Here is a 26855-nt window from a genome sequence, read left to right on the forward strand (position 1 = left end):
GAGTATTTGAGCCAGTCTGAAAGCAAATTTTAATCAAATGCCGTGCAGTTTGGCGTTTGATTACTGGGGTTTGCAATCGGCGTGCAGCACGGTTTCTGCGCCGCCTTTGGTGCCGTCTTTCCAGTAGAGCGTGCCGCTGTCGCCCTTGGTCCACCAGACATAGTTCGAGCCATCGGACGGCCAGCCATAGCGCGCGCCAGAGGCGGCGGGTTCTGACAACAACGTGAAGGTTTCGCCCTTGATGGTCAGCTTGACGCTGCTGTCCTCGCCCTCGGTGCTGTAGGCTGCCGCCAGTTTGGCGCCATCGGCGCAGAGGTATTGCGTGCCGTCTGCGCTGGGTGCCGGGGACTCGGGTGTGCAGGCCGCGAGCAGGGCCAGCACCGCAAACTTGCGTATCATTGCAGGCGATCCTCGACGGAAGCAGCCATCGCTTCGGCGCGGGCGGCGATTTCGGCAAGGGCTTCGCGCAGGCCCGGCGGAACCACCGCCACTTCGAGCTTTTCGCGTTCGGGCTGCGGACGGGATTCGATCTCGGCCAGTTTCAGCTTCAACTGGCGGTTCTCATCCTCGACCGCGGCGGTTTTGTCGGCCAGCATCAGGCCTGCCATCAGCAACATCCGCGATTCTGGCAGGCGGCCCATTTGGGCCACCAGCGGGGCTGCTTCGGCATCCAGCATGTTGGCGGCACCGCGCAGGAAATGTTCCTCGCCGGGTTGGCAGGAGACGGTGAAATTGCGGCCTCCGATGGAGATGTCCAGATCAGGCATTGGCGGCGGCCTCTTCAATCAGCGGGTTCAGGGCGGCGATGATTTCCGAAAGCTCTTCAGCTTCGGCGGCGCGGGCAGCGCGCAGAGCATCAAGCTCGGCCAGCATGGCTTTGTTGATATGCTCAGGCTCGGTCACACCCAATTCGGCAACATCGCGCAGGGCGGCGAGTTCTTCGCCAAGGGCGGCGGTGCTGGTGCGCAGGCTGGCGAGTTCATCGGCTTGCGCGGCAAGCTGGGCGTTCAGCGCCGAGATTTCATCGGTAAGCGCGGCTTTCGCGGCTTCGTCCTTTTGGTGCACCGCGCGCAGGCGTTCTTGCAGTTGCGCGTTGAGCATCCGCTCTTCATCCAGGCGTTCGTTCAGCGTCGCGAAATCGCTTTCGGGCAGCATGGCCGTGGGATTGGCGGTGGGCATCGGCACGGCGGCGCTGAGGCTTTCCACCCCGCGCCCTATGCGTTCGAGGGCGGAGGTGATGCGCCGTTCGAGTTCTGAGATATCCTGCATGGGTCTTGGCACCCTTTCTGTTTCTTCTGGGCTGGCCCCGCCTGCCCCGGTATGGAGCGAATCGGCAAGACTGGCATCAAGGCCAATCTTAGCCGCTTGGCGCGGGGCCGTCTTGTCTTTTGCGTCCAAGGCCTTGCGGGGCGCGCTTGATCTTGCCGCACGGGCTGTTATGCAGCTTTCAGCCCACCCAATTTCATGAACAGGACATCAGCCTTGGATATCCAGACGCTTCGCACCGCTCACCCCGATCACTGGATGCGCGCGGCCGCCATTCGCACGCTGACTTTGGACGCCGTTGCCGCCGCCAACTCTGGCCATTCCGGTATGCCGATGGGCATGGCCGATGTGGCGACGGTGTTGTTCGAAAAGCACCTGAAGTTTGACCCCAAAGCGCCACGTTGGGCGGACCGCGATCGGTTTATTCTGTCGGCGGGCCATGGCTCGATGTTGATCTATTCGCTGCTATACCTCACGGGGTATGCCGATATGACGATTGAGCAGATCAAGAACTTCCGTCAGTGGGGCGCGATTACGGCGGGCCACCCGGAATATGGTCATGTCGCGGGCGTTGAAACCACCACCGGGCCGCTGGGTCAGGGCATTGCCAACTCGGTCGGTTTCGCGATCGCCGAGGAGAATTTGCGGGCGCGTTGGGGATCCAAGGTGCAGGATCATTATACCTATGTGATCGCGGGCGATGGCTGCCTGATGGAAGGCGTTTCGCAGGAAGCCATTGGTCTGGCTGGCAAATTGCAGCTGAGCCGCTTGATCGTGATGTGGGACAACAACGGCATCACCATTGATGGCAAAGTGTCGATGTCGGATGTGACCGACCAGCGGGCGCGGTTTGCGGCCAGCGGTTGGAACGTGCTGCATTGTGACGGCCATGATCCGGTAGACATTGACCGCGCGCTGACGGCGGCGAAAAAGTCGGACAAGCCGACGCTGATTGACTGCAAGACCCATATCGCCTTGGGCCATGCGGCGCAGGATACCTCGAAGGGCCACGGCGCTTTGACCGATGCGGCGCAGATGAAGGCCGCCAAAGAGGGGTATGGCTGGACGTCCGAGCCCTTCGTCATTCCGGCTGCGATCAAGGCGCAGTGGGAGGCGTTTGGTGTGCGCGGCGGTCAGGCCCATGCGGAATGGGAGGCGCGGTTTGCCGCGTTGTCGCCAGCCAAGCAGGCGGAGTTCAAGCGGATCTTTGCGGGTGATGTGCCGGCGAAACTGCCCGCGATCATTCGTGGGGTGAAGAAAGCGGCTTCGGAAGCGGCGGCTAAACTGGCTACCCGTTCGGCATCCGAAAAAGTGCTGCAAGCGGTGAACCCGATGCTTCCGGAGACCATCGGTGGCTCGGCGGATTTGACCGGTTCGAACAACACCAAGACCGCCGATCTGGGTGTGTTCAGCGCAGAGGACCGCAAGGGCCGTTATGTCTATTACGGCATCCGCGAGCATGGCATGGCCTCGGCGATGAACGGTATGGCGCTGCATGGCGGGGTGCGTCCGTATTCCGGCACCTTCATGTGCTTCACCGATTATGCACGTCCCGCGATGCGTCTGTCAGCGCTGATGGGGATTCCGGTGGTCTATGTGATGACGCATGATTCCATTGGCTTGGGCGAAGATGGCCCGACCCACCAGCCCGTTGAGCATCTGGCGATTTCGCGGGCGACGCCGAACACTTATGTGTTCCGGCCTGCGGATTTGGTTGAAACCGCTGAGGCTTGGGAGATTGCGTTTTCGTCGAAGAAAACGCCTTCGGTGCTGGCGCTGAGCCGTCAGAACCTGCCGACGGTTCGGAAAACCCACACCAACACAAACATGGTGGCCAAGGGCGCTTATGTGCTGGAGGAGGCCGTGGGCAAGCGTCAGGTCATTCTGATGGCGACGGGTTCGGAAGTGGAGATTGCCTTGAAAGCGCGTGACCTGCTGCAAGCCGAAGGGATTGGCACGCGGGTGGTGTCGATGCCGTCGATGGAACTGTTTGCGGCGCAGGATGAGGCTTATCGCCGCAAGGTGCTGCCGCCCGGTCCGGTGCGGGTGGCGATTGAGGCGGGCGTGCGTCAGGGCTGGGATCGCTGGTTGCTTGGTGAGCGTGGCCGTGATGGCAAGGCCGATTTCGTGGGGATGTCTTCGTTTGGGGCGTCGGCTCCGATGGAGCGTTTGTACAAAGAGTTCGGCATCACGGCAGAGAATGCAGTGGCGAAGGTCAAGGCGCTGCTTTGAGTTTGGCGGTGCGGCGGGGGCAACCCCGCCCTACCCTCGCAGCGTCGAAATTCAGATCAGGCCGCGCTTAATGCGCGGCCTTTTTGGTTCCGGTGATCGCGGACCATGCCGGAATGATAATCTTTGTGGCAATCGGGATCAGCAACATGCCCAGGGCCAGACCCAGCACACCGTCACAGGCGGCGGTCACGGCCCATTCCACCAGACCAGAGGCTTGTGGCAGCATCTGGGCTGCGGCGACGGCCCAATGATGGATGGTAGCGTAGGGCTCGTGTTGGCCCAAGACATCCAACCCATGCACGATGATATTGCCGCCGACCCAGAGCATGGCAAGGGTGCCAACAGTGGACAGAAAGCTCATCAGCTTCGGCATCGCGACAACGAGACCACGGCCAAAGCTGCGGGCCGCAGAGGTTCTGCGATGAGTCGCCATGTGCAGGCCAACGTCATCCATTTTGACGATCAGCGCCACGGCCCCGTAAACCACTACAGTGATCATCGCGCCGACGATGGCCAGCGTAATGGCCTCCATCCAGAAGCTGCCTGCGGGAATGGCTGCGAGGGCGATGGTCATGATCTCGGCCGAGAGGATGAAATCGGTCTTGATCGCGCCGGCGATCTTTTCTTCTTCCAGATGCGCCGGATCTTTGGTGTCGAAATCCGCCTCAACCTGCGCGTCGGCATGTGGGAACAGCGCGTGATAGACCTTTTCCGCACCCTCAAAGCACAGATAGGCACCGCCCAGCATCAGCAAAGGCGTGATGGCTTGCGGCAGGAAGGCATTCAGGGCCAAGAGGCCGGGCAACAGGATAACCAGTTTGTTTTTCAACGAGCCTTTGGCGATGCGGTAGATGATCGGCAGCTCGCGCTTGGCCTCAAAGCCGTGGACGTATTTCGGCGTCACGGCGGCATCGTCGATCACCACCCCTGCGGCTTTCGCCCCGGCTTTCGCGGCAGCCCCCGCGATGTCATCAATCGAGGCCGCCGCAACCTTGGCGATGGCCGCGACGTCATCCAGAAGTGCCAATAGTCCGCTCATGCCTGCCTCGAGGTTGTTTAGGGTTATGTAGGACGTGGCTGCTCAAAAGGCAAAGCCTGTGTCTTGTTAGCGCGAACAAGGAATGTTTGCGTTAACATATTGAATTTATGTCGTTTTTATACTTTTCCATGCCCCGTAGCTTGCCTATAGCAAACTTGGACAAGAGGTCGAAACCAAGGGGTGCGCGCATGATTACCATCGGGATCAACGGATTTGGCCGGATTGGCCGCTGCACTTTGGCACATATTGCCGAATCCGCGCGCAATGATGTTCAAGTGGTGGCGATCAATGCAACCGGGCCGATTGAGACCAACGCGCATCTGCTGAAATATGATTCGGTGCATGGCCGCTTTCCTGGCGTGGTGAAGGTGTCGGGCAACGAGCTTGATCTTGGCCGTGGTCCGATGCGGGTGATGAGCACCTATAACCCTGCCGAACTGGATTGGGAGGGTGTTGATGTGGTGCTGGAATGCACCGGACAATTCAACGAGCGTGAGAAGGCCGCAGTGCATCTGGGGCGTGGGGCGAAGCGGGTTTTGGTCTCGGCCCCGGCGAAACGCGCAGATATGACGGTGGTGTACGGCGTCAACCATCGCGGGCTGACGGCAGATCACCATGTGGTTTCCAACGCCTCTTGCACGACGAATTGCCTGGCACCGCTAGCGAAGGTTCTGAACGATTCCATCGGGATTGAGTCGGGGATCATGACCACGATTCACAGCTATACCGGCGATCAGCCGACGTTGGACCGCCGCCACAAGGATCTCTACCGCGCACGGGCCGCGTCGATGGCGATGATTCCGACCTCGACCGGGGCAGGCAAGGCGATTGGCGAGGTGCTGCCGGAACTGGCGGGGTTGCTGGACGGGTCTTCCATTCGGGTGCCGACACCGAATGTCTCGGCTGTCGATCTGACCTTCATTGCCAAGAAATCGGTGACGGTGGCGGAAGTGAATGAGATCGTCCGCGAGGCGGCTTCGGGCTATATGGGCATGGTGATGGCCTATGACCCTGAACCCAAGGTATCAATCGACTTCAATCACACGCCGCATTCGTCTATCTTCGCGCCAGACCAGACCAAAGTTGTGGGCCGCTCGGTGCGGGTTCTGGCCTGGTATGACAATGAATGGGGCTTTTCCTGCCGTATGGCCGATGTGGCCGGGGTTATGGGACGGCTGCTGCAATAGAGCGGAGATGCCGTGACCGACCGTATTGCTTTGGTGCTTGCCCTGCTGATTGCCGCCGCTATCGCAGGGGATGTGGCGCTGAACGGTGGTCAGGCCTGCGTGTTTTTGCTACGAAAGCTGGGCGATCTGGTTCAATATCTGATGATCTGGCGGTAAGGCGTGGCTTTATCGTTGATTGTCACGCCAAATTCGTGATGTTAGCGCTAGCATTTCGCGCGTGAGTCGCGCTGTTTTCAGGAGGTTTCTATGGCCGTAAAAGTCGCCATTAACGGATTTGGCCGGATTGGCCGCAACGTGCTGCGCGCGATCATCGAATCGGGCCGCACCGATATCGAAGTGATCGCGATCAATGATCTGGGCCCGGTGGAAACCAACGCGCATTTGCTGCGCTTTGATTCGGTGCATGGCCGCTTTCCGCATGTTGTGACCACCACCGCCGACACCATTGATGTCGGTCGTGGGCCGATGCGGGTGACGGCTTTGCGCAATCCGGCAGAATTGCCGTGGAGCGATGTGGATATCGTGCTGGAATGCACCGGGATTTTCACCAGCAAGGAAAAATGCCAGGCACATCTTGAGAATGGTGCGAAACGCGTGCTGATCTCGGCTCCGGGTGAAGATGCCGACAAGACGATTGTATATGGGGTGAACCATGACACGCTGACCTCCAGCGATCTGGTGGTTTCCAACGCCTCTTGCACGACGAACTGCCTGTCGCCGGTGGCCTATGTGCTGAACAAACTGATCGGCATCGAAAAAGGCATGATGACGACAATTCACAGCTATACCGGCGATCAGCCGACGCTGGATACCATGCACAAGGATCTCTATCGCGGACGCGCTGCGGCTTTGAGCATGATCCCGACTTCGACCGGGGCTGCCAAGGCTGTTGGGCTGGTTTTGCCGGAATTGAAGGGCCGTCTGGATGGCTTTGCCATTCGGGTGCCGACGCCGAACGTCTCGGTGGTCGATCTGAAGTTCATCGCCAAGCGGGCGACTTCGGTGGAAGAAATCAACGCGGCAATCAAGGAAGCTGCAACTTCCGGGCCGCTGAAGGGCATCTTGGGCTATACCGAGTTCAAGAATGTCTCGTCGGATTTCAACCACGACCCGCATTCGAGCGTGTTCCACATGGATCAGACCAAGGTGATGGACGGTACGTTCTGCTCGATCCTGTCGTGGTATGACAATGAATGGGGCTTCTCGAACCGGATGGCGGATACCGCTGTGGCGATGGGCAAGCTGATCTGAGGCCATTCTTCGAAGACTTCGGTTTTGGGGGTGCCTTCGGGTGCCCCCTTTTCATTTGAGGCGCGGCTTCAGCCACGGCGTAATTGCAGAAGCTATGCATTCAACGCAATGCCGCATCGCAGCATTGGCAGTTGTTGGCGCTAACACCTTTCCTATATTCTGATCATGCGAAGGGGACAAAGCCATCCGGGCCGAGTCATCGCAGAGGAAAAGGAAAGACCATGAAATCGATTATTGCCCAACTGCGCAGCGCTGCTGAAAAACGTGCTTTGTATCGTCGCACCCGCGATGAGATTGCCAGCATGCCGCGCCGGGTTGCCCTTGATCTGGGTATTTTCCCCGAGGATGCAGAACGCATCGCCCGCAAGGCTGTCTGGGGTTAAGCTGCCGGGGCAAAGGCCCGAAAATCTACGACGTTTCGGGGGCCTATCGGCCCCCTTTTTATTTGAGCAACTCCAAACCCTTGGCAAAGCGCCGTGCGTTGGCTTGATAGCCGGTCGCCGATTTCAGCAGCCGTGCTTGGGCTTCGGCATCCAACTGACGCACCACCTTGCCCGGCGCACCCATCACCAAAGAACCATCGGGAATCTCTTTGCCTTCGGTGATCAGCGCCCCTGCCCCGATCAGGCAGCCTTTGCCGATTTTGGCACCGTTCAGGATGGTGGCACCCATGCCGATCAGACTGCCCTCACCAATGGTGCAACCGTGCAGCATGGCTTTGTGGCCGATGGTGCAGTTGGCGCCGATGGTCAGCGGATAGCCCATATCGGTGTGCAAAACCGAATTTTCCTGAATGTTAGAGCCGCGCCCGACGCGGATTTCTTCATTGTCACCGCGCAAATTCGCCCCGAACCAGATGTTTGCATCGGCCTCTAGCGTCACCTTGCCGATCAGCACGGCGGTGTCGGCGACCCAAGCCGAAGGGTCAATCTGCGGGGCGATGCCGTCGAGTGCGTAGATCATCGGGTTTCAAACTCTCGGTTCAGGTTGCGAACAAAGTCAGACAGGTCAGGCTGGCGGTCACGCTTCAGGCGCTCGGCTTGAAGAATGGCCGTCAACTCACTGAAAGCGCTGTCTATATCGCGATTGATGATGACATAGTCATATTCCGCCCAATGGCTGATCTCATCGCGTGATTTCTCCATCCGACCTGCGATGACCTCTTCGCTGTCTTGGGCACGGGCGCGCAGGCGGCTTTCCAACTCGGCAATCGAGGGCGGCAGGATGAAGATCGAGACCACATCGCGGCCCAAAGAGGAGTTGCGGATTTGCTGGCCGCCCTGCCAATCAATGTCGAACAAAGTGTCGCGGCCTTCGCGCATCGCGGCTTCGACCGGGGCTTTCGGCGAGCCGTAGAAATTGCCGAACACTTCGGCATGTTCCAGCATTTCATCGGCTTGCACCAAGGCTTCAAATGCGGCGCGCGGGTGGAAATAGTATTCACGGCCATCTTCCTCGCCAGGGCGCGGCGGGCGGGTGGTCGCCGAGATCGAAAAGCGGATGGTCGGATCCCACAGCATCAGCTTGCGCGCCAATGTGGATTTGCCCGCACCGGACGGCGAGGACAGGATCAGCAAAAGGCCGCGGCGGGTGAGGGTTTGGGCCATGATTATTCCACGTTTTGAACCTGTTCGCGCATCTGATCTATCACCGTCTTGAGGTCAAGCCCGATGCGGGTCAACCTGAGGCTTTGCGATTTGGAACAGAGCGTGTTGGCCTCGCGCATAAACTCTTGCATCAGAAAATCAAACTTGCGGCCGACCTGCGCGGGCTCGGTAAGCAGAGAACGCGCCGCCTCGGTATGCGCGCGCAGGCGGTCGAGTTCTTCGGTCACGTCATTTTTCACCGCGATCAGGGCGAGTTCCTGAGCAAGACGGGTTTCATCGACGGCTTCGGCATTTGCCAACACCTTTGCCAAAGCGTCGCGCAGGGTGGCGGGGGCAGAATCGCGGCGGACGGTGGCCTCGGCATCGGCCTGGGCGGTGAGATCCGCGATGCGGGAAAGTTGGGTGGCGATCACGCTGTTCAGCGCAGCGCCCTCGGCGGCGCGCATGGCTTGGAAATCGGTCAGCAGCAGCGGCAGATCCGCCAGCAGAGCCGCGCGCAACGGGGCGGTATCGGCATCGGCGCTTGTGGCATCGAGAACGCCCCGCACGCCAAGCACATCTGCACCCGTAGGTTGCCCAAGCGTCACCCCTGCGGCCATCGCGGCATCTTCGATCTGCGTCAGGGCGGAAAGAACGGCGGCAAGCGCGGTTGGGTTCAGACGCAGCCCCTCGGCCCCATCCGCCAAGCCATCGCGCGCAACTTTGAGCGACAGGCTGACGTTGCCACGTTGCAAAGCACGCGAGAGTTCCGCGCGCAGGGCGAGTTCCAGGCCGTCAATCCAATCGGGCAGGCGGAGGCGCAAATCGAGACCTTTGCCGTTCACCGAGCGGATGTCCCAAGCCCAAGTATAGCCCGCCCCCTGCCCTTTGCGCGCGGCGAATCCTGTCATCGAAACCGTCATCGCTTGCTCCTTTAGCGCCGCGCGCGGCGGCTGTGCGTGTTTACCATTTGTTGAGATTGTCTGCAAAACTCAAGGCATCTGGTGTATGTTAACGTATCAGTAAGCAATCTTAAATTGTGTGTCCGCGCGCATTCAGGTTGCTGCCCTCGCAGTCCGCTGGAGATCCAATGATGTTAACTTTCTTTGGTAAGGGCCCCAATGGCAAGGGTGGTGATCGCAGCGGGTGTTCGAGCGAAACTTTGGCCGCCTTGCAACTGCTGCGGGGTTATTGGGAGGCGCTACGGATGGATGGAGGCTTGCCTGCGCGAGCGCAGATTGATCCGCGTGGCATGGCCGACTGTCTCGACAAGGTGTTCTTGATCGAGCAGATCGCTCCGGGATTGGCGCGGTTTCGGCTGGCGGGGATGGCGTTGAACGATCTGCTGGGCATGGATGTGCGGGGGATGCCGCTTTCTGCGTTGTTTGAACCGGTGGCGCGGGCGCGGATCGGGCATGAGTTGGAACAGGTGTTTGCCTCGCCTGCGGTGATGGAGATTTGGCTGGAGGCGGAACGCTCGGTCGGGCGGCCCGCTTTATCGGGGCGGATGCTGCTGTTGCCGCTGGCAGTGGCGGCGGCGGGGCCAAAGCTGGCTTTGGGCTGTCTGGTGACCGAGGGGCAATTGGGGCGGCAACCGCGCCGGTTTGCGATCTCGGGGCTGGTGCGGGAATTGGTGGCAGGGTCTGGCTTGCGGGTGGTGGCGGAGGGCGGAGCGCAGGTGCCTGCCCCACCGCGCAGTTCTGGGCGGCCTGCGTTGCGTTTGGTGAGTTCGCGCGGCTAGCAAGACGCGGGCTTTCCGCACGCTGGCCGCCGAGGATTTTCAGGCCAATGTGAAATACATAAGGGCGGGGAGTTGGATCCCCGCCCTTTGTTATGGAGCTATAGGTGCTTACAGCGCGACGCGTCGTGCGGCTTCGCGTTGCGCAGAGAGTTCTTCCGAAACCAAGAACGCCAGTTCCAGCGATTGCGAGGCGTTCAAGCGCGGGTCGCAGGCGGTGTGGTAGCGGTCGGCAAGGTTCTCGTCCGACACAGCGCGCAGACCACCGGTGCATTCGGTCACGTCTTGGCCGGTCATCTCAAAATGCACGCCGCCGGGCACGGTGCCTTCGGCTTTGTGGATCTGGAAGAATTCGCGGACCTCGCGCAGCACCGATTCAAACGGGCGGGTTTTGTAGCCCGACGCCGCTTTGATGGTGTTGCCGTGCATCGGATCGCAAGACCAGACCACGTTGGCGCCTTCTTCCTGCACCGCTTTGATCAGGCGCGGCAGGTTTTCACCGACTTTGCCTGCACCGAAGCGCGCGATCAGGGTCAGACGACCCGCCTCATTCTGCGGGTTCAGCTTGGCCATCAGCACTTTGAGATCGTCCGCCGTGGTGGTCGGGCCGCATTTCAGACCGATCGGGTTCAACACGCCGCGCGCGAATTCGACATGCGCACCATCGGGCTGGCGGGTGCGGTCGCCGATCCAGATCATATGGCCCGAGCCGGCAACATTCTGGCCGGTGATGCTGTCGACGCGGCAGAGCGCTTCTTCGTATTCCAGCAGCAGCGACTCGTGGCTGGTGTAGAAATCAACCGAGGCCAGCGACGGGGCGGAATCCGAGGTGATACCCGCCGCATTCATGAAGTCGAGCGCATCAGAAATGCGGTTCGAGAGTTCGCGGTAACGCTCGGCCTTGTCATGCTCGGCAAAGCCCAGCGTCCAGGAATGGACGCGGTGGATATCGGCAAAGCCACCCGTCGAGAACGCGCGCAGCAGGTTCAGCGAAGCGGCGGCCTGGGTGTAGGCCTGCAGCATCCGCGAGGGATCAGGGCGGCGGGCTTCAACCGTGGCATCAAAGCCGTTGATGATGTCACCGCGGTAGGACGGGTATTCGACGCCACCGATCATTTCGGTATTGGCCGAACGCGGCTTGGCGAATTGACCCGCCATACGACCGACTTTGATCACCGGGACTTTCGCGCCATAGGTCAGCACGACTGCCATTTGCAGCATGACGCGGAAGGTGTCGCGGATGTTGTCGGCAGAGAATTCAGCGAAGCTTTCGGCGCAGTCACCGCCTTGCAGCAGGAAGGCCTTGCCCTCACCCGCCAAGGCCAGTTGCTTCTTCAGCTTGCGTGCCTCGCCTGCAAAGACCAGCGGGGGATATTTTGCCAGTTGCGCCTCAACAGCGTTGAGTGCAGCGGTGTCCGGATAATCGGGCATTTGCACACGCGGTTTCGCGCGCCAATCCGATTTTGTCCAACCCTTGGTCATGGAAGTTCCCCCTCCGTTAGCGATACCGGGGCGGTATAGAAAAATTATGCGGGAAAGCAAAGAGCGAAAGGCGGTGAATGTGCATGGTTGACCCTTGCGGAAGCGGCTTTTTCCTGTTTCCTTGCGTCGAAACCGACACAAACAGGTCGCATCATGCCCGCCCCTTCGCGCAAAGCCACACAGGTCGAAAAGGCTGACGCGCCGCGTCGGTTTGTGTTCCTGTTGCTGGACAAGTTCACCATGATCAATTTCGCGGGCGCAATCGAGCCTTTGCGGCTGGCCAATCACGTGATGGGCTTCCCGATTTACACTTGGGCATTGTGTGGTGAAGGCGGCGTTGAGAAGACCTGTTCTAACGGCGCGACCTTTAAACTCGACTTCGGACTGGATGAGGTAGACCGCGAGGACACCATTCTGGTCTGTGGCGGTATTGATATTCAAAAGACCACGAGCAAGCCGGTGATCGGCTGGCTGCGACGTGAAGCCCGGCGTGGCGTGTCGATTGGCGGGCTTTGCACAGGGGCCTATGCTTTGGCCAAGGCCGGGTTGCTGGATGGCAAGAAAGCGACGATCCACTGGGAGAACCAAGACGGCTTCGCTGAGGAGTTTGAAGACGTCAAGCTGACCAAATCGGTGTTCGTGATGGATGGCAACCGCTGGTCTACGGCGGGGGGGATTTCGTCGATTGATCTGATGCTGCGGATTATCGCGTCGGATCATGGCGAGGATCTGGCGAATAATGTGGCCGATCTGATGATCTATTCCACCATCCGCACCGATCAGGACACCCAGCGGCTGTCGATCCCGACGCGGATCGGGGTGCGGCATCCGAAGCTGAGCCAGGTCATCCAGATGATGGAAAACGCCATTGAAGACCCGATGAGCCCGGCAGATCTGGCCGAAGATGTGGGCATGTCGACCCGGCAGCTGGAGCGGTTGTTCCGGCGCTATCTGAACCGCTCACCCAAGCGCTATTACATGGAGCTCAGGCTGCAAAAGGCGCGCAACCTGCTGATGCAGACCGATATGAGCGTGATCAACGTGGCGTTGGCCTGTGGCTTCGCCAGCCCGTCGCATTTCTCGAAATGCTACCGCAGCCATTACAATACGACGCCGTACCGCGAGCGCGGCACTCAAGGTATGCCGAGCCCCGGCATTGGCGTGCGATTGTCAATCTGAGCTGTGCACGCTGGGCTTTTGCACAAGTATTTCTTGCCCGTATGCTTCAAGCTTGAAATGAAATCGTTCCGGCACTAGCCTGATCGTAACCTGCCCTGTTCCAATCCGGCACATCGCGACGGAATGTTGTCTTTTAAGATGCTTTTCTTTTGCGAAATGCCGCTCTAGGCTTGAAGGCAGGATTACGATCCAACATGGGAGCTAACAATGAAAAAACTGCTTTTGGCCTCGGCGGCAACCGCCCTTATGGCCGGTGCTGCTTCGGCGGAAGATGTGAAAATTGGCGTGCTGATCGGCTTTACCGGGCCGATCGAATCGCTGACCGGCCATATGGCCAACGCGGCTGAACTGGCGATGGCGGAAGCCAATGCTTCGGGCAAAGTGCTGAACGGCTGGAACTTTGTTTCGGTGCGCGCAGATTCGACCTGCGGCGACTCGGCGGCTGGCACGGCTGCGGCAGAGCGTATCGTCACGGCTGATGGCGTCAAAGGCATCGTCGGCGGCGACTGCTCGGGTGTGACGGGCGCTATTTTGCAGAACGTGGCGCGTCCGAACGGCATCGCGATGGTTTCGCCCTCGGCAACCTCGCCCGCGCTGTCGACCGCTGAAGATGATGGCCTGTTCTTCCGCACCGCCCCGTCGGATGCGCGCGAAGGCGAAGTCATGGGCGACATTCTGGTCGAGCATGGCGTGAAAACCATCGCACTGACCTATTCCAACACCGACTACGGCAAGGGTTTGGCGGAAGCGATTGCAGCCGCGTTCACTGCCAAGGGTGGCACCGTGACCATCAACATCCCGCATGAAGACGGCAAGGCTGATTACTCGGCTGAAGTTGCTTCGCTGGCGGCGGCTGGTGGCGATCTGCTGGTTGTGGCGGGCTATCTTGACCAAGGCGGCAAAGGCATCATCCAGGGTTCGCTGGATGCGGGTGCTTTCACCAAGTTCGGTCTGCCGGGGGGTATGGTCGGTGACAACCTGCCGAAAAACATCGGCCCGGCATTGGACGGCTCGTATGGCCAAGTCGCACAGTCGGACAGCGCGGGTGCGTCGATCCTGACCGAAATGGGCAAAACCAATTCGGCGCCGTTCGATGCGACCTCGCCCTATTCGATGGAGTCGTATGACGCGGCGGCACTGATCATGCTGGCGATGCAGGCGGCAAATTCCACCGACTCGAAGGTCTATGCGACCAAGATCATGGACATCGCCAACGCTCCGGGTGAGAAAATCCTGCCCGGCGAAATCGGCAAAGCGCTGGAGCTGATCGCGGCTGGCAAAGACATCGACTATGATGGCGCGTCGGGCGTGGAACTGATCGGGCCGGGTGAATCCGCTGGTCGTTACCGCGAGTTTGAAATCAAGGGTGGCGTCTACGAGACGGTCAAGTTCCGTTGATTTCTGCTCTGATGTAATCTAAGCGCGGCCCGAGGTTATGCCTCGGGCCGTTGCTGTAAGTAAATACGCCCGCATGGCAAGACATGCAAAAGTAAGACCGCATGGGTTCCATGCACAAAAGCACGCCCGCATGGGGTTCCATGACAAGAGGCGGGGACAGGGGGAAAGATGATCGTTGTCGAAGACCTGCACAGGCATTTCGGCGGCTTCAGGGCTGTTGACGGCGCGTCGCTGGAAATCAAAGCCGGATCAATCACCGGATTGATCGGGCCAAATGGCGCTGGCAAGACCACGCTGTTCAACGTGATCGCGGGGCGGCTTTCGCCGACCAGTGGACGGGTGAAAATGGCGGGCGAGGATATCACCGGGCTACCGCCACATGAGTTGTTCGGCAAGGGCCTGCTGCGGACCTTCCAGATCGCGCATGAGTTTGGCTCGATGACGGTGCGCGAGAACCTGATGATGGTGCCTGCGGCGCAATCGGGTGAAAGCCTGTGGAACGCCTGTTTCCGTCGCGGCGCTGTGGCGGCCGAGGAAAAACGCATCCGTGAGAAAGCCGATGAGGTCCTGGAGTTCCTGACGATCACCCATCTGGCCGATCAACGCGCCGCCAACATCTCGGGTGGACAGAAAAAGCTGCTCGAATTGGGCCGCACCATGATGGTCGATGCCAAGATGGTGTTTCTGGATGAGGTCGGCGCAGGTGTGAACCGCACGCTGCTGAACACCATCGGCGATGCCATCGTGCGGCTGAACAAAGAGCGCGGCTATACGTTCTGCGTCATTGAACATGACATGGATTTCATCGCCCGCATCTGCAATCCGGTGATCTGCATGGCCGAAGGCAAAGTGCTGGCGCAGGGGACGGTTGAGGAAGTGAAGAACAACGAAAAGGTCATCGAGGCCTATTTGGGCACCGGGTTGAAGAACAAGATCAAGGAGGGCGCGGCGCATGTCTGAACCCTTCCTGATTGGCGAGAATATGACCGGCGGCTATGGCCCGGTGGATATTCTGCACAACTGCACGATTGCCGTGGAAAAGGGCCAGATCGCGGTAATCGTGGGGCCGAATGGCGCGGGAAAATCCACCGCGATGAAGGCGGTGTTTGGCATGCTGAACCTGCGCGGCGGCCGGGTGATGTTGGACGGTGAGGATATCACCAAGCTTTCGCCACAAGCCCGCGTCCACAAGGGCATGGGGTTCGTGCCACAAACCAGCAATATTTTCACCAGCATGACGGTGGAAGAAAACCTTGAGATGGGGGCGTTCATCCGCACCGATGACATCAAGGATACAATGGCGCAGATCTATGATCTGTTCCCGATCCTGAAGCAAAAGCGCTATCAGGCGGCGGGGGAGCTTTCCGGCGGACAACGCCAGCAGGTGGCCGTGGGGCGTGCGCTGATGACGCAGCCGAAGGTTCTGATGCTGGATGAGCCGACCGCTGGCGTGTCTCCGATCGTGATGGACGAGTTGTTTGACCGCATCATCGAGGTCGCCCGCACCGGGATTTCCATTCTGATGGTGGAACAGAACGCCCGCCAAGCGCTTGATATTGCCGACAAAGGCTATGTCCTGGTGCAAGGCGCAAACCGCTTTACCGACACGGGCCAAGCGCTGCTTGCCGACCCCGAAGTCCGTCGTTCGTTCCTAGGGGGCTGAGGATATGAAAGAAGTAATCTTTGGGGTGCTGCTCAGCGCTGCACCAACGCTCACACTCGCATCAGGTTCGCCGTCTTCGCGTCTCGATTGCACAATCACATCAAACTGCACGCAAGCAGGCAAATGCGTGGACGCATCGGAAGCCGTTTCATTCACGCTCACCGAAAAGGATGTGGCACGGCACGGAGAAGGCACCTACGAAATAGCCTATGGTGATCTTACCACCGAAGCCCAGAATTTGACTCCTTACGGACCGTACATGTGGGTCGTGGGGGAGGACGAAATCAACACAATGACCGTGCTAGGAACGACCGAAAGCGACACCGCTAATGAGTTTAAGATTTTTGCGACGTGGAGCGTCATGGGGATTCATGTTCCTGAATTCGGCAGCGTCAAGTTCTTGAATTGCGAGGGGAATTTCTGATGGATATTCTCAACGCCCTCGTGGCTTTTCTAAACTTTGTCGTGGTGCCGGGCTTTTCCTATGGCAGCCAGTTGGCGCTGGGGGCGCTTGGGCTGACCTTGGTGTTCGGCATCCTGCGGTTTTCCAACTTTGCGCATGGCGACACCATGGCATTTGGCACGATGTGGGTGATCCTGTTCACCTGGTGGTTCCAAAGCATGGGCATCAGCGCAGGGCCGTTGCCGACGGCGCTGCTCGCCCTGCCCTTCGGCATCGCCGTCACCTGTGCCTTCACGCTGGGGACGGATCGGGTGGTGTATCGGTTCTACCGGCAGAAGAAAGCGGCCTCGATCATTCTGGTGATTGTGTCGACCGGGGTGATGTTCATCCTGAACGGGCTGACTCGGATGATCATCGGGCCAGAGGAACAAAGCTTTGCCGATGGCGCGCGGTTTGTGATGACGGCGCAGCAATTCAAGGACATGACCGGGCTGCAGGAGGGTCTGGCGATCAAATCCACCACGGCGATCACGGTGGTGATGGCGGCAATCTGCGTGGCACTGTTGTTCTGGTTCTTGCAAAAAACCCGCACGGGTAAGTCGATGCGAGCGTTTTCGGATAACGAGGATCTGGCGCTTTTGTCGGGGATCAACCCGGAACGCGTGGTGATGGTGACCTGGATCATCGCCACAGCCTTGGCGGTGATTGCGGGCACGCTCTACGGTTTAGACAAGTCGTTCCGCCCATTCATCTATTTCCAACTGCTGCTGCCGATTGCGGCGGCGGCGGTGGTGGGCGGTCTTGGCAACCCCCTGGGCGCGATTGCCGGTGGGTTTGTCATCGCGTTTTCGGAAGTGTTCGTGACTTATGCGTGGAAAAAGGTGGTGTTGTATCTGGCTTCGGTGGATCTGGCCCCAACGCAACTGCTGCAACTGTTGTCGACCGACTACAAATTCGCGGTCAGCTTCTCGATCCTGATCATCGTGCTGTTGTTCATGCCGACCGGCATCTTCAAGGGGAAATGAGATGAACCGCAATGTGATGCTTTTTGCCGGGGTCGGCTTGCTGTTCGTGCTGACGGGCTTTGGCTATAGCTGGGATCTGAGCCTGCGTATTCTGATGTATGGCATCCTCAGCGCCATCATGGCCTTGGGCGTGAACATGCAATGGGGCTATGCGGGGTTGTTTTCGACGGGCATCGTCGGCTCGGTCGCCTTGGGTGGTCTGGCGGTGGTGGTGGTTTCGGCCCAGCCGGTGCCAGAGGCTTGGGCAGCAGGCGGGCCGCGTCTGTTGCTCAGCTTTGCCTTCGGCATCGCGGTGATCGCCGCGGCGGTGGCGGCCTATAACCGCATGACAGGACGCGCGCGCAACTGGACCGTGGCAGCAATACTGGTCGGCGGGTTCTTTGCCTATCGAGCGATCTACGATCCGGCGGTGACGGCGATTGAGGCGTTCAACCCGGCAATCTACGGCAATATCGGCGGCTTTGGCCTGCCCTCGCTGTTGGCTTGGCCGGTAGGCGCGCTGTTCGCAGGCATCGCAGCTTGGGCGATTGGCAAGGTGGCTTTGGGCCTGCGCTCGGACTATCTGGCGATTGCGACGCTGGGAATCGCCGAGATCATCCTGTCGGTGATGAAGAACGAAGACTGGCTGGCGCGCGGCGTGAAAAACCTGATCGGTTTGCCCCGGCCTTGGCCGGTGCCCTACGAGGTTGACCTGCAAAAGAACGCCGAGTTTCTGGGCTTTGCGCAAAGCTATGGTTTGAACCCGATCACCACGTCGACGCTTCTGGTCAAGCTGTTGTATATCCTGATTTTCGGCATCGTGCTGTTGGCGCTGATCTGGCTGTCCGAGCGGATGCTGAACAGCCCTTGGGGCCGGATGATGCGGGCGATCCGCGACAACGAGGTTGCGGCTTCGGCGATGGGCAAGAACGTCACCGCGCGGCATCTGCAGATTTTCATCATCGGTTCGGCCGTGGTGGGAATGGCGGGGGCGATGCTGGTGTCGAGTTTGGGCGGGCTGGTTCCGGGCAACTACACGCCGTTGCAGTTCACCTTCCTGATCTGGGTGATGGTGATCGTGGGCGGTTCGGGCAACAACTGGGGCGCGGTCTTGGGCGGCTTGCTGCTGGGGTGGCTGTGGTTGATCGTGGAAGATGCCGGACCGACATTGATGGGCTATCTGACCATGCCATTGCCAGCAAGCGCCCTGAAAACGCATCTGATTGACGTAGCCCCGCACCTGCGACTGGTGACGTTAGGGGCGGTGCTGCTGCTGGTTCTCAGGTTCAGTCCGAAGGGGCTGATCCCAGAGAAATAGCCGAGGCAGGCCACAGACCCCAATCGTCTCCCATGTATCTGAAAACCTGCTGCGGTCGTGCCGTCAGCGGGTTTTCTTTTACCCGGCCAAAGAACACGCCATTCGGGTGGGCCTGCGCCCAAGCGGTCAGACTGGCTAGATCAGGGGTTAAGGCGACGGGCGAGGTTAGGCGACCAAGGAAGTTGATCTCGGCATTGTACTCGGCATTGCTCACCGCAAGCCCATCGGCCTCATGGGGGGCAAGGGTGTTGGCAAGGCTTTGTCCGTCATAGGCAGCATAAAGCCCGGTGGTCGCAATGATGCCGTGGATGCCGAGGGCCAGCCCCGTGCCCGCCAGCAGATGGCCGGGGATACGTGGCAAGCGCCAGATCAGCACTGCCAAGACAACGCAGAGGGCGGCGAGGGCGGTCAGCGGCCAATAGGGGGCGAGTAGCGCAAGATCGCCGGTTGCTGGGATAAAGCCAAGCCCAATCGCTCCTGCCCCTGCGGCGAGCAGAAGCAATGCAACCGAAGCAAGGCTGCCGGATTTGGCGCGCACCGAGGCATAGGCAAATAGCAGCGCCATTGCGGGATATGCAGGCAGCAGGTAGTGGGCCTGCTTGCCGGAAATCAGCGAAAACAGGATTAGGGCGGAAACTGCCCAGATCACGCAAAGTTTGATCGCGGGATCGCTCCATGTGCCGCTGAAACCCCGCCATAGCCGGATCGACCAGCCCCATGGGAACAGCAAAAGCGGCAGCAGGGCGGCGAGGAACCAGAACGGACGGTCGTGCGCCATGCCACCAGCGACGCGGGCGGCGGATTGGGTCCACAGCAGTTCGGTGCGGAATTCGGGTGTGGCGGTCAGCAGTGTCGGCACCAGCCAGAGCGCGATCAGAGCCAAAGCGATAAGCAGAGAGCCGCCAAAACCCTTGGAAATTTGCGCAAGCCTGGGTGGGTTTGGGGCCCAATACGGCAGCGTCAGCAAGATCGGCATAAGGTGGACCAGGATCACCGGACCTTTGGCGTAGACCCCGAAAGCCAATGCTAGGCCGAAGCCGATCCAGCCACCCCTGCCCTGTCCGATGCTCCAAAGTGCGGCGACACCACCCAGCACCCCAAGCGCCAACAGCGCATCGAACATGGTGGCAGAGCCGTAGATCAGGAACACCGGGAAGCCGCACAGGATCAGTGCTGACCGGATGCCAAGGTCTTGCGCGGGCCAGAGGCGACGGGCCAGCATCGCGGTGCCCGCAACCATACCAACCGCACAAGCAGGGCCAACGAGGCGGGCGGCGAATTCGCTAACGCCTGTCACCAGCCACACGAGGTTGATCATCACGAACAGCAACGGTGTCTTGTGGGTATACATCTCACCGTTCTTGGTCAGATGCACCGGGTCGCCAGACAGCCACATCTCCCACGCGACCGAGAGATAGCGGGTCTCATCAATTGGCAGCAGCGGACGCAGCGCCACAAGGGTGGCCATCACCACCGCTACGCCGATAAGGACTGGCCAAAGTTTGCCGAGCATCTGCGCCTCCGTATGCTGCGCCATAGCTACAACGAACCCGCGCTGTGGTCCACCACCGCACCCGCATGTCATTTGCGACGCATTTTGTCGCAGACGGGGCGGTGATTTGCGCCAGACGGCTTATTCAAGGGAAAAAGGGCATGTCCCTGCTGGCTTGGAAGGATTCCCAAATGAAAACCCATACCCGCGTTGTTGTCATTGGCGGCGGCGTCGTCGGCTGTTCGGTGCTGTATCACCTGACCAAACTCGGCTGGTCGGATGTGATGCTGATTGAGCGGTCGGAACTGACCTCTGGCTCCACCTGGCATGCGGCGGGCGGCTTTCACACGCTAAACGGCGACACCAATATGGCGGCGCTGCAAGGCTACACCATCCGGCTTTACAAAGAGCTGGAAGCGATCACGGGGATGTCCTGCGGGCTGCACCATGTCGGCGGGATCACCTTGGCCGACAATCAGGAACGCTTCGATCAGTTGGTCGCTGAACGCGCCAAGCACCGTTATATGGGCCTTGATACCGAGATTCTGGGGCCGGAAGAAATCAAGAAGTTCACCTCTGGCATGGTGAATTTGGAAGGCATCGTTGGGGCTTTGTATGATCCGCTCGATGGCCATTTGGACCCATCGGGCACCACGCATGCCTATGCCAAAGCCGCGCGGATGGGCGGCGCCGAAATTGTGCTGCACAACCGGGTGCTGGAGACCAATCCGACCGCTGAGGGCTGGGAAGTTGTCACCGAAAAGGGCACGGTGTACTGTGAGCATCTGGTGAACGCGGGCGGCCTCTGGGCGCGGGAAATTGGCGCGATGGCCGGGGTGTATTTGCCGCTGTTGCCGATGGCGCATCAGTATCTGGTGACGGATGATATCCCGGAAATCATGGATATTCTGAAATCGGGTAATGAGTTTCCGCATGTGATGGATCCGGGTGGGGAAAGTTACTTGCGGCAGGAAGGTCGCGGCCTGTGCATTGGCTTCTACGAAAAACCCTGTGAGCCGTGGTCACTGGACGGCACACCTTGGAATTTCGGCCATGAACTGCTGAATGAACAGTTTGATAAGATTGAGGATTCGGTGAACTTCGCCTATCGCCGCTTCCCGGTGCTGGAACGCACGGGGGTCAAGCGGGTGATCCACGGGCCGTTCACCTTTGCACCTGATGGCAACCCGCTGATTGGCCCGGTACAGGGCTTGAAAAACTACTGGTCGGCCTGCGCGGTGATGGCGGGCTTCAGCCAAGGCGGCGGCATGGGGCTGGCGCTGGCGCAATGGATGATTGAAGGCGAGGTTGAACGCGACCCACGCGGCTTTGACGTATCGCGTTTCGGCACCTGGACCACACCGGGCTACACCGTGCCCAAAGTGATCGAGAATTATCAGATGCGGTTTTCGGTCGGTTATCCGAACGAAGAACGCCCGGCAGCGCGGCCGTTCCGCACCACACCGATGTACGACACCAACACCGCCCTGAACGCGGTTTGGGGCCAGCAATATGGGCTGGAAGTCGTAAACTACTACGCCCTACCCGGCGAGCCGACCTATGAGGAACCGACCTTCAAACGCTCGAACGCTTGGGAAGCCACGCGGCAGGAAGTGATGGCGGTACGCGAGGGCGTCGGCATCAATGAGTTGCAGAACTTTGGCAAGTATATTGTCAAGGGTGCGAATGCCCGGGCTTGGCTGGACAAGATCATGGCTGGCAACATCCCCAAGGTCGGCCGCCTGTCCCTGACGCCAATGCTGGCGCATTCCGGCAAGATCATCGGTGACTTCACGGTGTCGTGCCTGTCAGAAACCGAGTTCCAACTGACCGCCAGCTATGGCGCACAGGGTTGGCACTACCGCTGGTTCGAGCAGAATGCGATGGACGGGGTGACGGTAGAGAACGTCTCGGACGCACGCTCGGGCTTCCAGATCGCCGGGCCGAATGCGCGGGAATTGCTGGCGCGGGTCACCCGGTCGGACGTGTCAGGGGCGGCGTTCAAGTTCATGGATGTGAAGCGGATGACGGTCGGGATGGCAAACTGCATCGTGCAGCGCGTCAGCTACACCGCCGATCTGGGCTATGAGATTTTCTGCGATCACATGTCGGTGCGGCATCTGTGGGACACACTGAACGCGGCAGGAGCAGATCTGGGACTGCGCCCGTTTGGCATGCGGGCGATGATGAGCTTGCGGCTGGACAAATGGTTCGGCAGCTGGGGCCGCGAGTTTTCGCCGGATTATACACCCTGCGAAACCGGGCTGGATCGTTTCATCCGCTGGAACAAAGACGCAGATTGGATCGGCAAGGCGGCAGCGATGGCCGAGAAAGCCTCAGGACCAAAACGTAAACTGGTGTCCTTCATCGTCGACGCCAAAGATGCCGATGTGGTGGCGTGGGAGCCGATCTGGCTGGAAGGCGCGGTGGTTGGCTTCTGCACCAGCGGAGGGTTCAGCCATTTCACCGGGAAATCAGTGGCGCAGGGCTTTCTGCCTGCCGACAAGGTGCAGGATGGTCTGGAGTGCGAGATCGAAATCCTGGGTGAGCGGCGTAAAGCGGTGGTGCAGCTCGCACCTCTGTTTGACGCTGATGGCGCGCGGATGCGCGGATAAAAACCGTTCTATTACGCAGGAAACGCCGGTCGCTTGACCGGCGTTTTTGTTTGCGCCACTTTCGCCCGATGACCCTGACCATCCTGATCCCCGCTGCCGGTGCCGCCAGCCGGATGCAAGGCGGCGACAAGCTACTGGAGCTGGTCGATGCGGAACCGATGTTGCGCAGGCAGGCGCGGGTGGCGCGGTTGGTTTGCCCGCGCGTGATCGTTACGCTGCGAGTGGATGATCTGGCGCGAATGCAAGTTCTGGCGGGTTTGGATCTGACCATACTGGCTGTGCCCGATGCCGCCGAAGGCATGGCGGCTTCGATCCGTGCAGGAGCGGCAGCTGCACCGGGGGCGTTGATGATCCTGCCAGCGGATATGCCGGACATTGATGCGACGGATCTGGCGACCATGATCGACGCGTTCGATCAGGCTCCACAAGCCATTCTGCGCGGGACAAGCGCCGATGGCAGGCCAGGGCATCCGGTGATTATTCCAGCCGAATTGCGCACCGAATTGCAATCCCTGCGCGGCGATCAGGGCGCGCGCAGCGTTTTTGCTCTGCATCACGCTCGGATCAAACTGATCGCCCTGCCCGATCAGCACGCGCTGACCGATCTGGACACGCCCGAAGCATGGGCTGCGTGGCGCGCAAGGCGGCAAGGCTAGCGATTCGGAACTCGAAACGAATTCCGTGCACGATTTCCGTCACGAAAATCGGTCGGTCACGCCAGCAGCAACACTTTTGCCTCATGCGCCTTAAGTGTCAGGCGCGCGGCGGTGAAATCGGCGTGGCGATCCGACAGTTCTGGAAACAGCGCCGCAATTTCAGCGCGCGGACCGTCTTCCATCGCATCCAGCATCCGCTCGGCGGGCTGGAAGCTTTCGGTCCAGGAGCCGTTCGCATGGATGATCTCGTGATGATCCAGCAGCACATGGATATAGGTGACGCCCGGCGGCAAGATCTGTTGTACGCCCGCAAGAACCGTCAGATGGGTCGCGGCCACCAACACCTCTGCCTCGCCAAACAGCATTTCCGGCAAAGCCCCGACGATCAGCATCCGGTGCTGCGGCGAGACCACAGTGTCCCGCAGCGGCAAACCACCGCCCAGCGCGCCTTGGCCGATCTTCACCGGTTGCAGGCAGGGCTGCGCAATCAGTTCGCCCAAGCCAAGTTTGCGGGTTCCGATCCAGCGGATTGGTTGCAAGCCATTGTCACGCGTCAGCAGCAGATCGCCAGCGCGGAGGTCTTCAACCGCGACATCGCCGCGACTGGTCAAAATCATCACACCGGGAGTGAAGCAGGGGATGACGTTCTCGATGTTCGAGAAGGTCAGCGTGCCGATCACCGCGCCCGCACCATCGAGAAATTCGACCGTGCCATTCTCGGGGTTCATCGGGTCATAGATGATGTTGGTCAGCGCCCAACCCCAGTTGGACAGGTCAAGAACGTCATCATCGCCGCTGTTTTCACCGCCGTCGATCACGTCGCCGAAGGCGTTGGAATTGCCCTCAACCAGGAACAGCTCATTGCCCGTTCCACCATACAGCGTATCGGCTCCGGCACCGCCATCCAGGGTGTCATTGCCTGCGCCGCCATAGACTGCATCGTTGCCAAGCCCGCCAAACAGCTGGTCATTGCCATCGCCGCCATCAAGCAGATCATTGCCTGCCCCGCCGAGCACCGTATCGTTGCCGGTGCCCCCATACAGGCTGTCCGATCCACCGCGCCCGTCGATGCTGTCGTTCCCTGCACCGCCGTAGAGCACGTTGGTCCAGGAATCTCCTGGAACCGTGCTTTCGCCGTCGTAGCCCAGCAAGGTGTCGTCAAAAGCCGAGCCGAAAATCCCGTCGATACCGCTCAGCACATCGCCCTGTGCATCGCCGCCCAGCCCAGTGCCTGCTATCAGGTCAACATTTACGCCGGCACCCGAGCTGGAGTATTCGGCGAAATCCATCCCCGCGCCGCCATAAATCCAATCGGCACCGGCACCGCCGTTCAACGTATCATTGCCGGCCTCGCCGCTCAGGCTGTCGGCATCCGCGCCACCATCAAGGCTGTCATGGCCATCGCCGCCCAACAGCGTGTCATTGCCCGCACCACCGAACAGGCTGTCATCGCCCGTGGCCCCAAGCAGGCTGTCGTTGCCCGCATCGCCAAAGAGCGTGTCGTTGTCAGCGCCACCATTCAGCGTGTCGTTGCCTTCGCCGCCGTAAAGCAGATCATTGCCCGCATCGCCCGACAGGCTGTCAGCATCCGCGCCACCATAGAGGCTGTCGCTGCCATCGCCGCCCAGAAGCGTGTCACTGCCCGCGAGACCCAGCAGCGAGTCATCGCCAATGCCCCCGCTCAGGCTGTCATTGCCGTTGCCACCGTCCAGCGTGTCGTTGCCCTCATCGCCGAGCAATGTGTCGTTGCCGTCATGGCCCAACAGGCTGTCATTGCCCAAACCACCCGAAAGATAATCATCGCCTGCCGCTTCGGCTGCGACGTTCAGGGGGTTGGTGTTGGGGTAGTATTCGTAATACAGCCCCGCCGCCGTGAGGATCGTGGTCCCACTCGAGGTCAGCGCCAGCGTGGTGTAAGGCGTATTGATGGTCAGTGTGCCGGTGGTGGTCGAGGTGCCGCCCGAGCCGATGCGGATCACCTGACCGCCTGCATTGATTGCGTAGGTCGAATTGCCGGTGAATGTCACCATGCCCGAGGCGATGGCGGTGTTCAGGTTGATGGTGACGCCGTCTATGACGATGGTTAGCGTTTCATTGCTGTTGATCGCGTTGAAGATGATCTGCCCGCCAGCCAGTTGCGAGCTGGCGGTGTGGGTATGCGTCTCAACCGAGTCGGTGTTGCCCAAGCGGAAGCCGCTGACCGCGCCAGAGGTGCCCGTGGTCAGGTCGTTGTCAGAGGATACCGTGTTGACGGTGAAATTCGGTCGCCCATTGGTGCCTGCGACCGATTGCAGCGCGGACGTGACTTCGGTGTAGCTGGGGGTGTAAGTGGTGCCTGTGGTAGCATTGCCACCCGACAACGTATCATCACCTGCGCCACCAAACAGGCTGTCATTGCCACTGGAGCCATCGAGGCTGTCATTGCCATCGTCGCCGTAGACGGTGTCATTGCCAGTGCCCGCATTGACCACATCATTGCCACTGCCGCCGTAGACGATGTCATTGCCCAGGCCAGAGTTGACCGTGTCATTACCCGCGCCCGCCAACACATAGTCAGCCTGACCTGTGGTGCCAGAGTATCCCGTGCCATCATTCGCATCAATGCGGTCGCCATCGGGGTCGCCCACATAAGAGGTATCAATCAGATCACTGCCAGCGGTGCCATCGACCACGCCATCGCCCAGAAACGCCTGTCCCGCCTCGAACTGCATCGAATAGACGCCAGCCGGATCATTGGTGTCGAAATCATTGGTTGCATAAGTCGACAGAAACGCGGCATCGCCCGATCCCTCCAGCAAGGTCTGCGAGCTGCTGCCATTCGAGATCCCAACCGTGGCCTGTCCGGCATAGCCGTTGGTGAAGCCAACCGAATTGTAAAGGTAGTCGACGCCAAAATCGCCGCCACCCAGATTGGTGATCACCACCTGAAAGCTGTTCGTTCCCGTGCCTGAATAGGGTGCGACGTTCAGCCAGGTGATGGTGATCTTGCCGGTGGTGGCATCAATGTCCCAATAGATATCCCCCCCTTTGGAGATGTCGATATCGGTCCAGAATGGCGCAATGCTGGGCTGGCCAAGCGTGGTCAGCGCCGCAGGTGTATAGCTGGCCTGCGCCGAGCTAAAGGTGATCAGCCCGTTGGTGTTGATATAAAGCGACGTGAAGCGGCTGCCGTAGACATCCATGCCACCCGAGCCGAAAACGCCACTGACATCCACCAGCCGCGACCCATCATCCAACGAGCCACTATAACCACCGGTGGTTTTGAAGGATTGCTCGCCATACCCCGAGGTGCCGCCGAGACCTGAATTCAAGACGGCCATGATCAGCGCTCCTTATGGTCCCGCAC

The 26855-nt window shown here is 59.9% G+C and carries 25 protein-coding genes; 15 read left to right on the plus strand and 10 right to left on the minus strand.

Features of this window, described 5'->3' with window-relative positions:
- Window positions 1-60 precede the first annotated feature (60 nt).
- Genes U1A24_RS20050 through U1A24_RS20060 form a run of 3 tightly spaced genes read right to left on the minus strand, consistent with a single transcriptional unit; the run spans window position 61 to window position 1269 of the window.
- Window positions 61-399 carry an MliC family protein gene (locus U1A24_RS20050; RefSeq protein ID WP_322323756.1) on the minus strand — a complete coding sequence of 113 codons (339 nt, stop codon included), beginning with the start codon at window positions 397-399 and terminating at the stop codon, window positions 61-63.
- A complete protein-coding gene (locus U1A24_RS20055) occupies window positions 396-767 on the minus strand; it encodes a cell division protein ZapA (protein ID WP_322323757.1) in 372 nt (123 codons plus the stop codon). Before U1A24_RS20055 ends, U1A24_RS20050 begins: the two co-directional genes overlap by 4 nt.
- A complete protein-coding gene (locus U1A24_RS20060) occupies window positions 760-1269 on the minus strand; it encodes a hypothetical protein (RefSeq protein ID WP_322323758.1) in 510 nt (169 codons plus the stop codon). The genes U1A24_RS20055 and U1A24_RS20060 overlap by 8 nt, the downstream gene beginning before the upstream one ends.
- 213 nt (window positions 1270-1482) lie before the next feature.
- Here U1A24_RS20060 and tkt point away from each other — a divergent pair, with 213 nt between their 5' ends.
- Window positions 1483-3498, plus strand: a complete 2016-nt coding sequence (gene tkt / locus U1A24_RS20065; RefSeq protein ID WP_322323844.1) for a transketolase — start codon at window positions 1483-1485, stop codon at window positions 3496-3498.
- Window positions 3499-3565: 67 nt separating this feature from the next.
- On the opposite strand, the gene U1A24_RS20070 is transcribed toward tkt, so the two are convergent.
- Complete coding sequence (locus U1A24_RS20070; protein WP_322323759.1) at window positions 3566-4537, minus strand: DUF808 domain-containing protein; 972 nt, start codon at window positions 4535-4537, stop codon at window positions 3566-3568.
- A 188-nt stretch (window positions 4538-4725) separates the two neighbouring features.
- Here U1A24_RS20070 and gap (U1A24_RS20075) point away from each other — a divergent pair, with 188 nt between their 5' ends.
- From gap (U1A24_RS20075) to U1A24_RS20090, 4 genes are all read left to right on the plus strand, one after another.
- Entirely contained in the window at window positions 4726-5724 is a 999-nt protein-coding gene (gene gap / locus U1A24_RS20075; RefSeq protein WP_322323760.1) for a type I glyceraldehyde-3-phosphate dehydrogenase, read from the plus strand.
- Window positions 5725-5736: 12 nt separating this feature from the next.
- Window positions 5737-5880 (plus strand): hypothetical protein, encoded by a 144-nt coding sequence (locus tag U1A24_RS20080; RefSeq protein ID WP_322323761.1) that lies wholly within the window; start codon window positions 5737-5739, stop codon window positions 5878-5880.
- Between the two features lie 90 nt (window positions 5881-5970).
- Window positions 5971-6975 carry a type I glyceraldehyde-3-phosphate dehydrogenase gene (gene gap, locus U1A24_RS20085; RefSeq protein WP_322323762.1) on the plus strand — a complete coding sequence of 335 codons (1005 nt, stop codon included), beginning with the start codon at window positions 5971-5973 and terminating at the stop codon, window positions 6973-6975.
- 221 nt (window positions 6976-7196) lie between these two features.
- Complete coding sequence (locus U1A24_RS20090; protein ID WP_322323763.1) at window positions 7197-7358, plus strand: hypothetical protein; 162 nt, start codon at window positions 7197-7199, stop codon at window positions 7356-7358.
- Between the two features lie 58 nt (window positions 7359-7416).
- Here the strand turns inward: U1A24_RS20090 and U1A24_RS20095 are convergent, their stop codons facing one another.
- Genes U1A24_RS20095 through U1A24_RS20105 form a run of 3 tightly spaced genes read right to left on the minus strand, consistent with a single transcriptional unit; the run spans window position 7417 to window position 9484 of the window.
- Complete coding sequence (locus tag U1A24_RS20095) at window positions 7417-7938, minus strand: gamma carbonic anhydrase family protein (protein ID WP_322323764.1); 522 nt, start codon at window positions 7936-7938, stop codon at window positions 7417-7419.
- On the minus strand, window positions 7935-8582 hold the full coding sequence (gene gmk / locus U1A24_RS20100; protein WP_322323765.1) for a guanylate kinase: 648 nt from the start codon (window positions 8580-8582) through the stop codon (window positions 7935-7937). The genes U1A24_RS20095 and gmk overlap by 4 nt, the downstream gene beginning before the upstream one ends.
- 2 nt (window positions 8583-8584) lie before the next feature.
- Window positions 8585-9484, minus strand: coding sequence for a YicC/YloC family endoribonuclease (locus U1A24_RS20105; RefSeq protein ID WP_322323766.1), 900 nt, complete (start codon window positions 9482-9484; stop codon window positions 8585-8587).
- A gap of 170 nt (window positions 9485-9654) precedes the next feature.
- Here U1A24_RS20105 and U1A24_RS20110 point away from each other — a divergent pair, with 170 nt between their 5' ends.
- The gene (locus U1A24_RS20110) at window positions 9655-10302 is read left to right on the plus strand and encodes a PAS domain-containing protein (RefSeq protein ID WP_322323767.1); all 648 of its coding nucleotides are present in this window, start codon (window positions 9655-9657) and stop codon (window positions 10300-10302) included.
- A gap of 108 nt (window positions 10303-10410) precedes the next feature.
- Here U1A24_RS20110 and U1A24_RS20115 read toward each other — a convergent pair whose 3' ends face one another.
- Window positions 10411-11781 carry a class II 3-deoxy-7-phosphoheptulonate synthase gene (locus U1A24_RS20115; protein WP_322323768.1) on the minus strand — a complete coding sequence of 457 codons (1371 nt, stop codon included), beginning with the start codon at window positions 11779-11781 and terminating at the stop codon, window positions 10411-10413.
- A 153-nt stretch (window positions 11782-11934) separates the two neighbouring features.
- On the opposite strand from U1A24_RS20115, the gene U1A24_RS20120 reads away from it, so the two are divergent.
- From U1A24_RS20120 to U1A24_RS20150, 7 genes are all read left to right on the plus strand, one after another.
- Entirely contained in the window at window positions 11935-12960 is a 1026-nt protein-coding gene (locus U1A24_RS20120; RefSeq protein ID WP_322323769.1) for a GlxA family transcriptional regulator, read from the plus strand.
- 207 nt (window positions 12961-13167) lie between these two features.
- Window positions 13168-14358 carry an ABC transporter substrate-binding protein gene (locus tag U1A24_RS20125; RefSeq protein ID WP_322323770.1) on the plus strand — a complete coding sequence of 397 codons (1191 nt, stop codon included), beginning with the start codon at window positions 13168-13170 and terminating at the stop codon, window positions 14356-14358.
- Between the two features lie 168 nt (window positions 14359-14526).
- Window positions 14527-15318, plus strand: a complete 792-nt coding sequence (locus U1A24_RS20130) for an ABC transporter ATP-binding protein (protein WP_322323771.1) — start codon at window positions 14527-14529, stop codon at window positions 15316-15318.
- On the plus strand, window positions 15311-16021 hold the full coding sequence (locus U1A24_RS20135; RefSeq protein ID WP_054005949.1) for an ABC transporter ATP-binding protein: 711 nt from the start codon (window positions 15311-15313) through the stop codon (window positions 16019-16021). Before U1A24_RS20130 ends, U1A24_RS20135 begins: the two co-directional genes overlap by 8 nt.
- Before the next feature lie 4 nt (window positions 16022-16025).
- A complete protein-coding gene (locus tag U1A24_RS20140) occupies window positions 16026-16445 on the plus strand; it encodes a hypothetical protein (protein WP_322323772.1) in 420 nt (139 codons plus the stop codon).
- Window positions 16445-17449 (plus strand): branched-chain amino acid ABC transporter permease, encoded by a 1005-nt coding sequence (locus tag U1A24_RS20145; protein WP_322323773.1) that lies wholly within the window; start codon window positions 16445-16447, stop codon window positions 17447-17449. The genes U1A24_RS20140 and U1A24_RS20145 overlap by 1 nt, the downstream gene beginning before the upstream one ends.
- A gap of 1 nt (window position 17450) precedes the next feature.
- A complete protein-coding gene (locus U1A24_RS20150; RefSeq protein WP_322323774.1) occupies window positions 17451-18746 on the plus strand; it encodes a branched-chain amino acid ABC transporter permease in 1296 nt (431 codons plus the stop codon).
- Here the strand turns inward: U1A24_RS20150 and U1A24_RS20155 are convergent.
- The gene (locus tag U1A24_RS20155) at window positions 18715-20259 is read right to left on the minus strand and encodes a hypothetical protein (protein ID WP_322323775.1); all 1545 of its coding nucleotides are present in this window, start codon (window positions 20257-20259) and stop codon (window positions 18715-18717) included. The genes U1A24_RS20150 and U1A24_RS20155 overlap by 32 nt on opposite strands.
- Before the next feature lie 170 nt (window positions 20260-20429).
- Here U1A24_RS20155 and U1A24_RS20160 point away from each other — a divergent pair, with 170 nt between their 5' ends.
- Together U1A24_RS20160 and U1A24_RS20165 are read left to right on the plus strand one after the other, a co-directional pair.
- Window positions 20430-22853, plus strand: coding sequence for an FAD-dependent oxidoreductase (locus tag U1A24_RS20160; RefSeq protein WP_322323776.1), 2424 nt, complete (start codon window positions 20430-20432; stop codon window positions 22851-22853).
- 68 nt (window positions 22854-22921) lie between these two features.
- A complete protein-coding gene (locus tag U1A24_RS20165) occupies window positions 22922-23509 on the plus strand; it encodes a nucleotidyltransferase family protein (protein WP_322323777.1) in 588 nt (195 codons plus the stop codon).
- A gap of 56 nt (window positions 23510-23565) precedes the next feature.
- Here U1A24_RS20165 and U1A24_RS20170 read toward each other — a convergent pair whose 3' ends face one another.
- Complete coding sequence (locus U1A24_RS20170; protein WP_322323778.1) at window positions 23566-26829, minus strand: Hint domain-containing protein; 3264 nt, start codon at window positions 26827-26829, stop codon at window positions 23566-23568.
- Between the last annotated feature and the right edge of the window lie 26 nt (window positions 26830-26855).

The sequence above is a fragment of the Cypionkella sp. genome (genome assembly GCF_034376685.1).
Classification (GTDB): domain Bacteria; phylum Pseudomonadota; class Alphaproteobacteria; order Rhodobacterales; family Rhodobacteraceae; genus Cypionkella.

Excerpts from the sequence above, each read along its gene's own strand:
- U1A24_RS20155 (WP_322323775.1), bottom strand. The coding sequence starts at position 20,259 with ATGCTCGGCAAACTTTGGCCAGTCCTTATCGGCGTAGCGGTGGTGATG.
- U1A24_RS20090 (WP_322323763.1), top strand. The coding sequence starts at position 7,197 with ATGAAATCGATTATTGCCCAACTGCGCAGCGCTGCTGAAAAACGTGCT.
- U1A24_RS20130 (WP_322323771.1), top strand. The coding sequence starts at position 14,527 with ATGATCGTTGTCGAAGACCTGCACAGGCATTTCGGCGGCTTCAGGGCT.
- gmk (WP_322323765.1), bottom strand. The coding sequence starts at position 8,582 with ATGGCCCAAACCCTCACCCGCCGCGGCCTTTTGCTGATCCTGTCCTCG.
- U1A24_RS20140 (WP_322323772.1), top strand. The coding sequence starts at position 16,026 with ATGAAAGAAGTAATCTTTGGGGTGCTGCTCAGCGCTGCACCAACGCTC.
- U1A24_RS20115 (WP_322323768.1), bottom strand. The coding sequence starts at position 11,781 with ATGACCAAGGGTTGGACAAAATCGGATTGGCGCGCGAAACCGCGTGTG.
- U1A24_RS20105 (WP_322323766.1), bottom strand. The coding sequence starts at position 9,484 with ATGACGGTTTCGATGACAGGATTCGCCGCGCGCAAAGGGCAGGGGGCG.
- U1A24_RS20135 (WP_054005949.1), top strand. The coding sequence starts at position 15,311 with ATGTCTGAACCCTTCCTGATTGGCGAGAATATGACCGGCGGCTATGGC.
- U1A24_RS20110 (WP_322323767.1), top strand. The coding sequence starts at position 9,655 with ATGTTAACTTTCTTTGGTAAGGGCCCCAATGGCAAGGGTGGTGATCGC.
- U1A24_RS20050 (WP_322323756.1), bottom strand. The coding sequence starts at position 399 with ATGATACGCAAGTTTGCGGTGCTGGCCCTGCTCGCGGCCTGCACACCC.
- U1A24_RS20060 (WP_322323758.1), bottom strand. The coding sequence starts at position 1,269 with ATGCAGGATATCTCAGAACTCGAACGGCGCATCACCTCCGCCCTCGAA.
- U1A24_RS20160 (WP_322323776.1), top strand. The coding sequence starts at position 20,430 with ATGAAAACCCATACCCGCGTTGTTGTCATTGGCGGCGGCGTCGTCGGC.
- U1A24_RS20145 (WP_322323773.1), top strand. The coding sequence starts at position 16,445 with ATGGATATTCTCAACGCCCTCGTGGCTTTTCTAAACTTTGTCGTGGTG.
- U1A24_RS20170 (WP_322323778.1), bottom strand. The coding sequence starts at position 26,829 with ATGGCCGTCTTGAATTCAGGTCTCGGCGGCACCTCGGGGTATGGCGAG.
- gap (WP_322323760.1), top strand. The coding sequence starts at position 4,726 with ATGATTACCATCGGGATCAACGGATTTGGCCGGATTGGCCGCTGCACT.
- U1A24_RS20120 (WP_322323769.1), top strand. The coding sequence starts at position 11,935 with ATGCCCGCCCCTTCGCGCAAAGCCACACAGGTCGAAAAGGCTGACGCG.
- gap (WP_322323762.1), top strand. The coding sequence starts at position 5,971 with ATGGCCGTAAAAGTCGCCATTAACGGATTTGGCCGGATTGGCCGCAAC.
- U1A24_RS20165 (WP_322323777.1), top strand. The coding sequence starts at position 22,922 with ATGACCCTGACCATCCTGATCCCCGCTGCCGGTGCCGCCAGCCGGATG.
- U1A24_RS20055 (WP_322323757.1), bottom strand. The coding sequence starts at position 767 with ATGCCTGATCTGGACATCTCCATCGGAGGCCGCAATTTCACCGTCTCC.
- U1A24_RS20125 (WP_322323770.1), top strand. The coding sequence starts at position 13,168 with ATGAAAAAACTGCTTTTGGCCTCGGCGGCAACCGCCCTTATGGCCGGT.
- U1A24_RS20150 (WP_322323774.1), top strand. The coding sequence starts at position 17,451 with ATGAACCGCAATGTGATGCTTTTTGCCGGGGTCGGCTTGCTGTTCGTG.
- U1A24_RS20070 (WP_322323759.1), bottom strand. The coding sequence starts at position 4,537 with ATGAGCGGACTATTGGCACTTCTGGATGACGTCGCGGCCATCGCCAAG.
- U1A24_RS20095 (WP_322323764.1), bottom strand. The coding sequence starts at position 7,938 with ATGATCTACGCACTCGACGGCATCGCCCCGCAGATTGACCCTTCGGCT.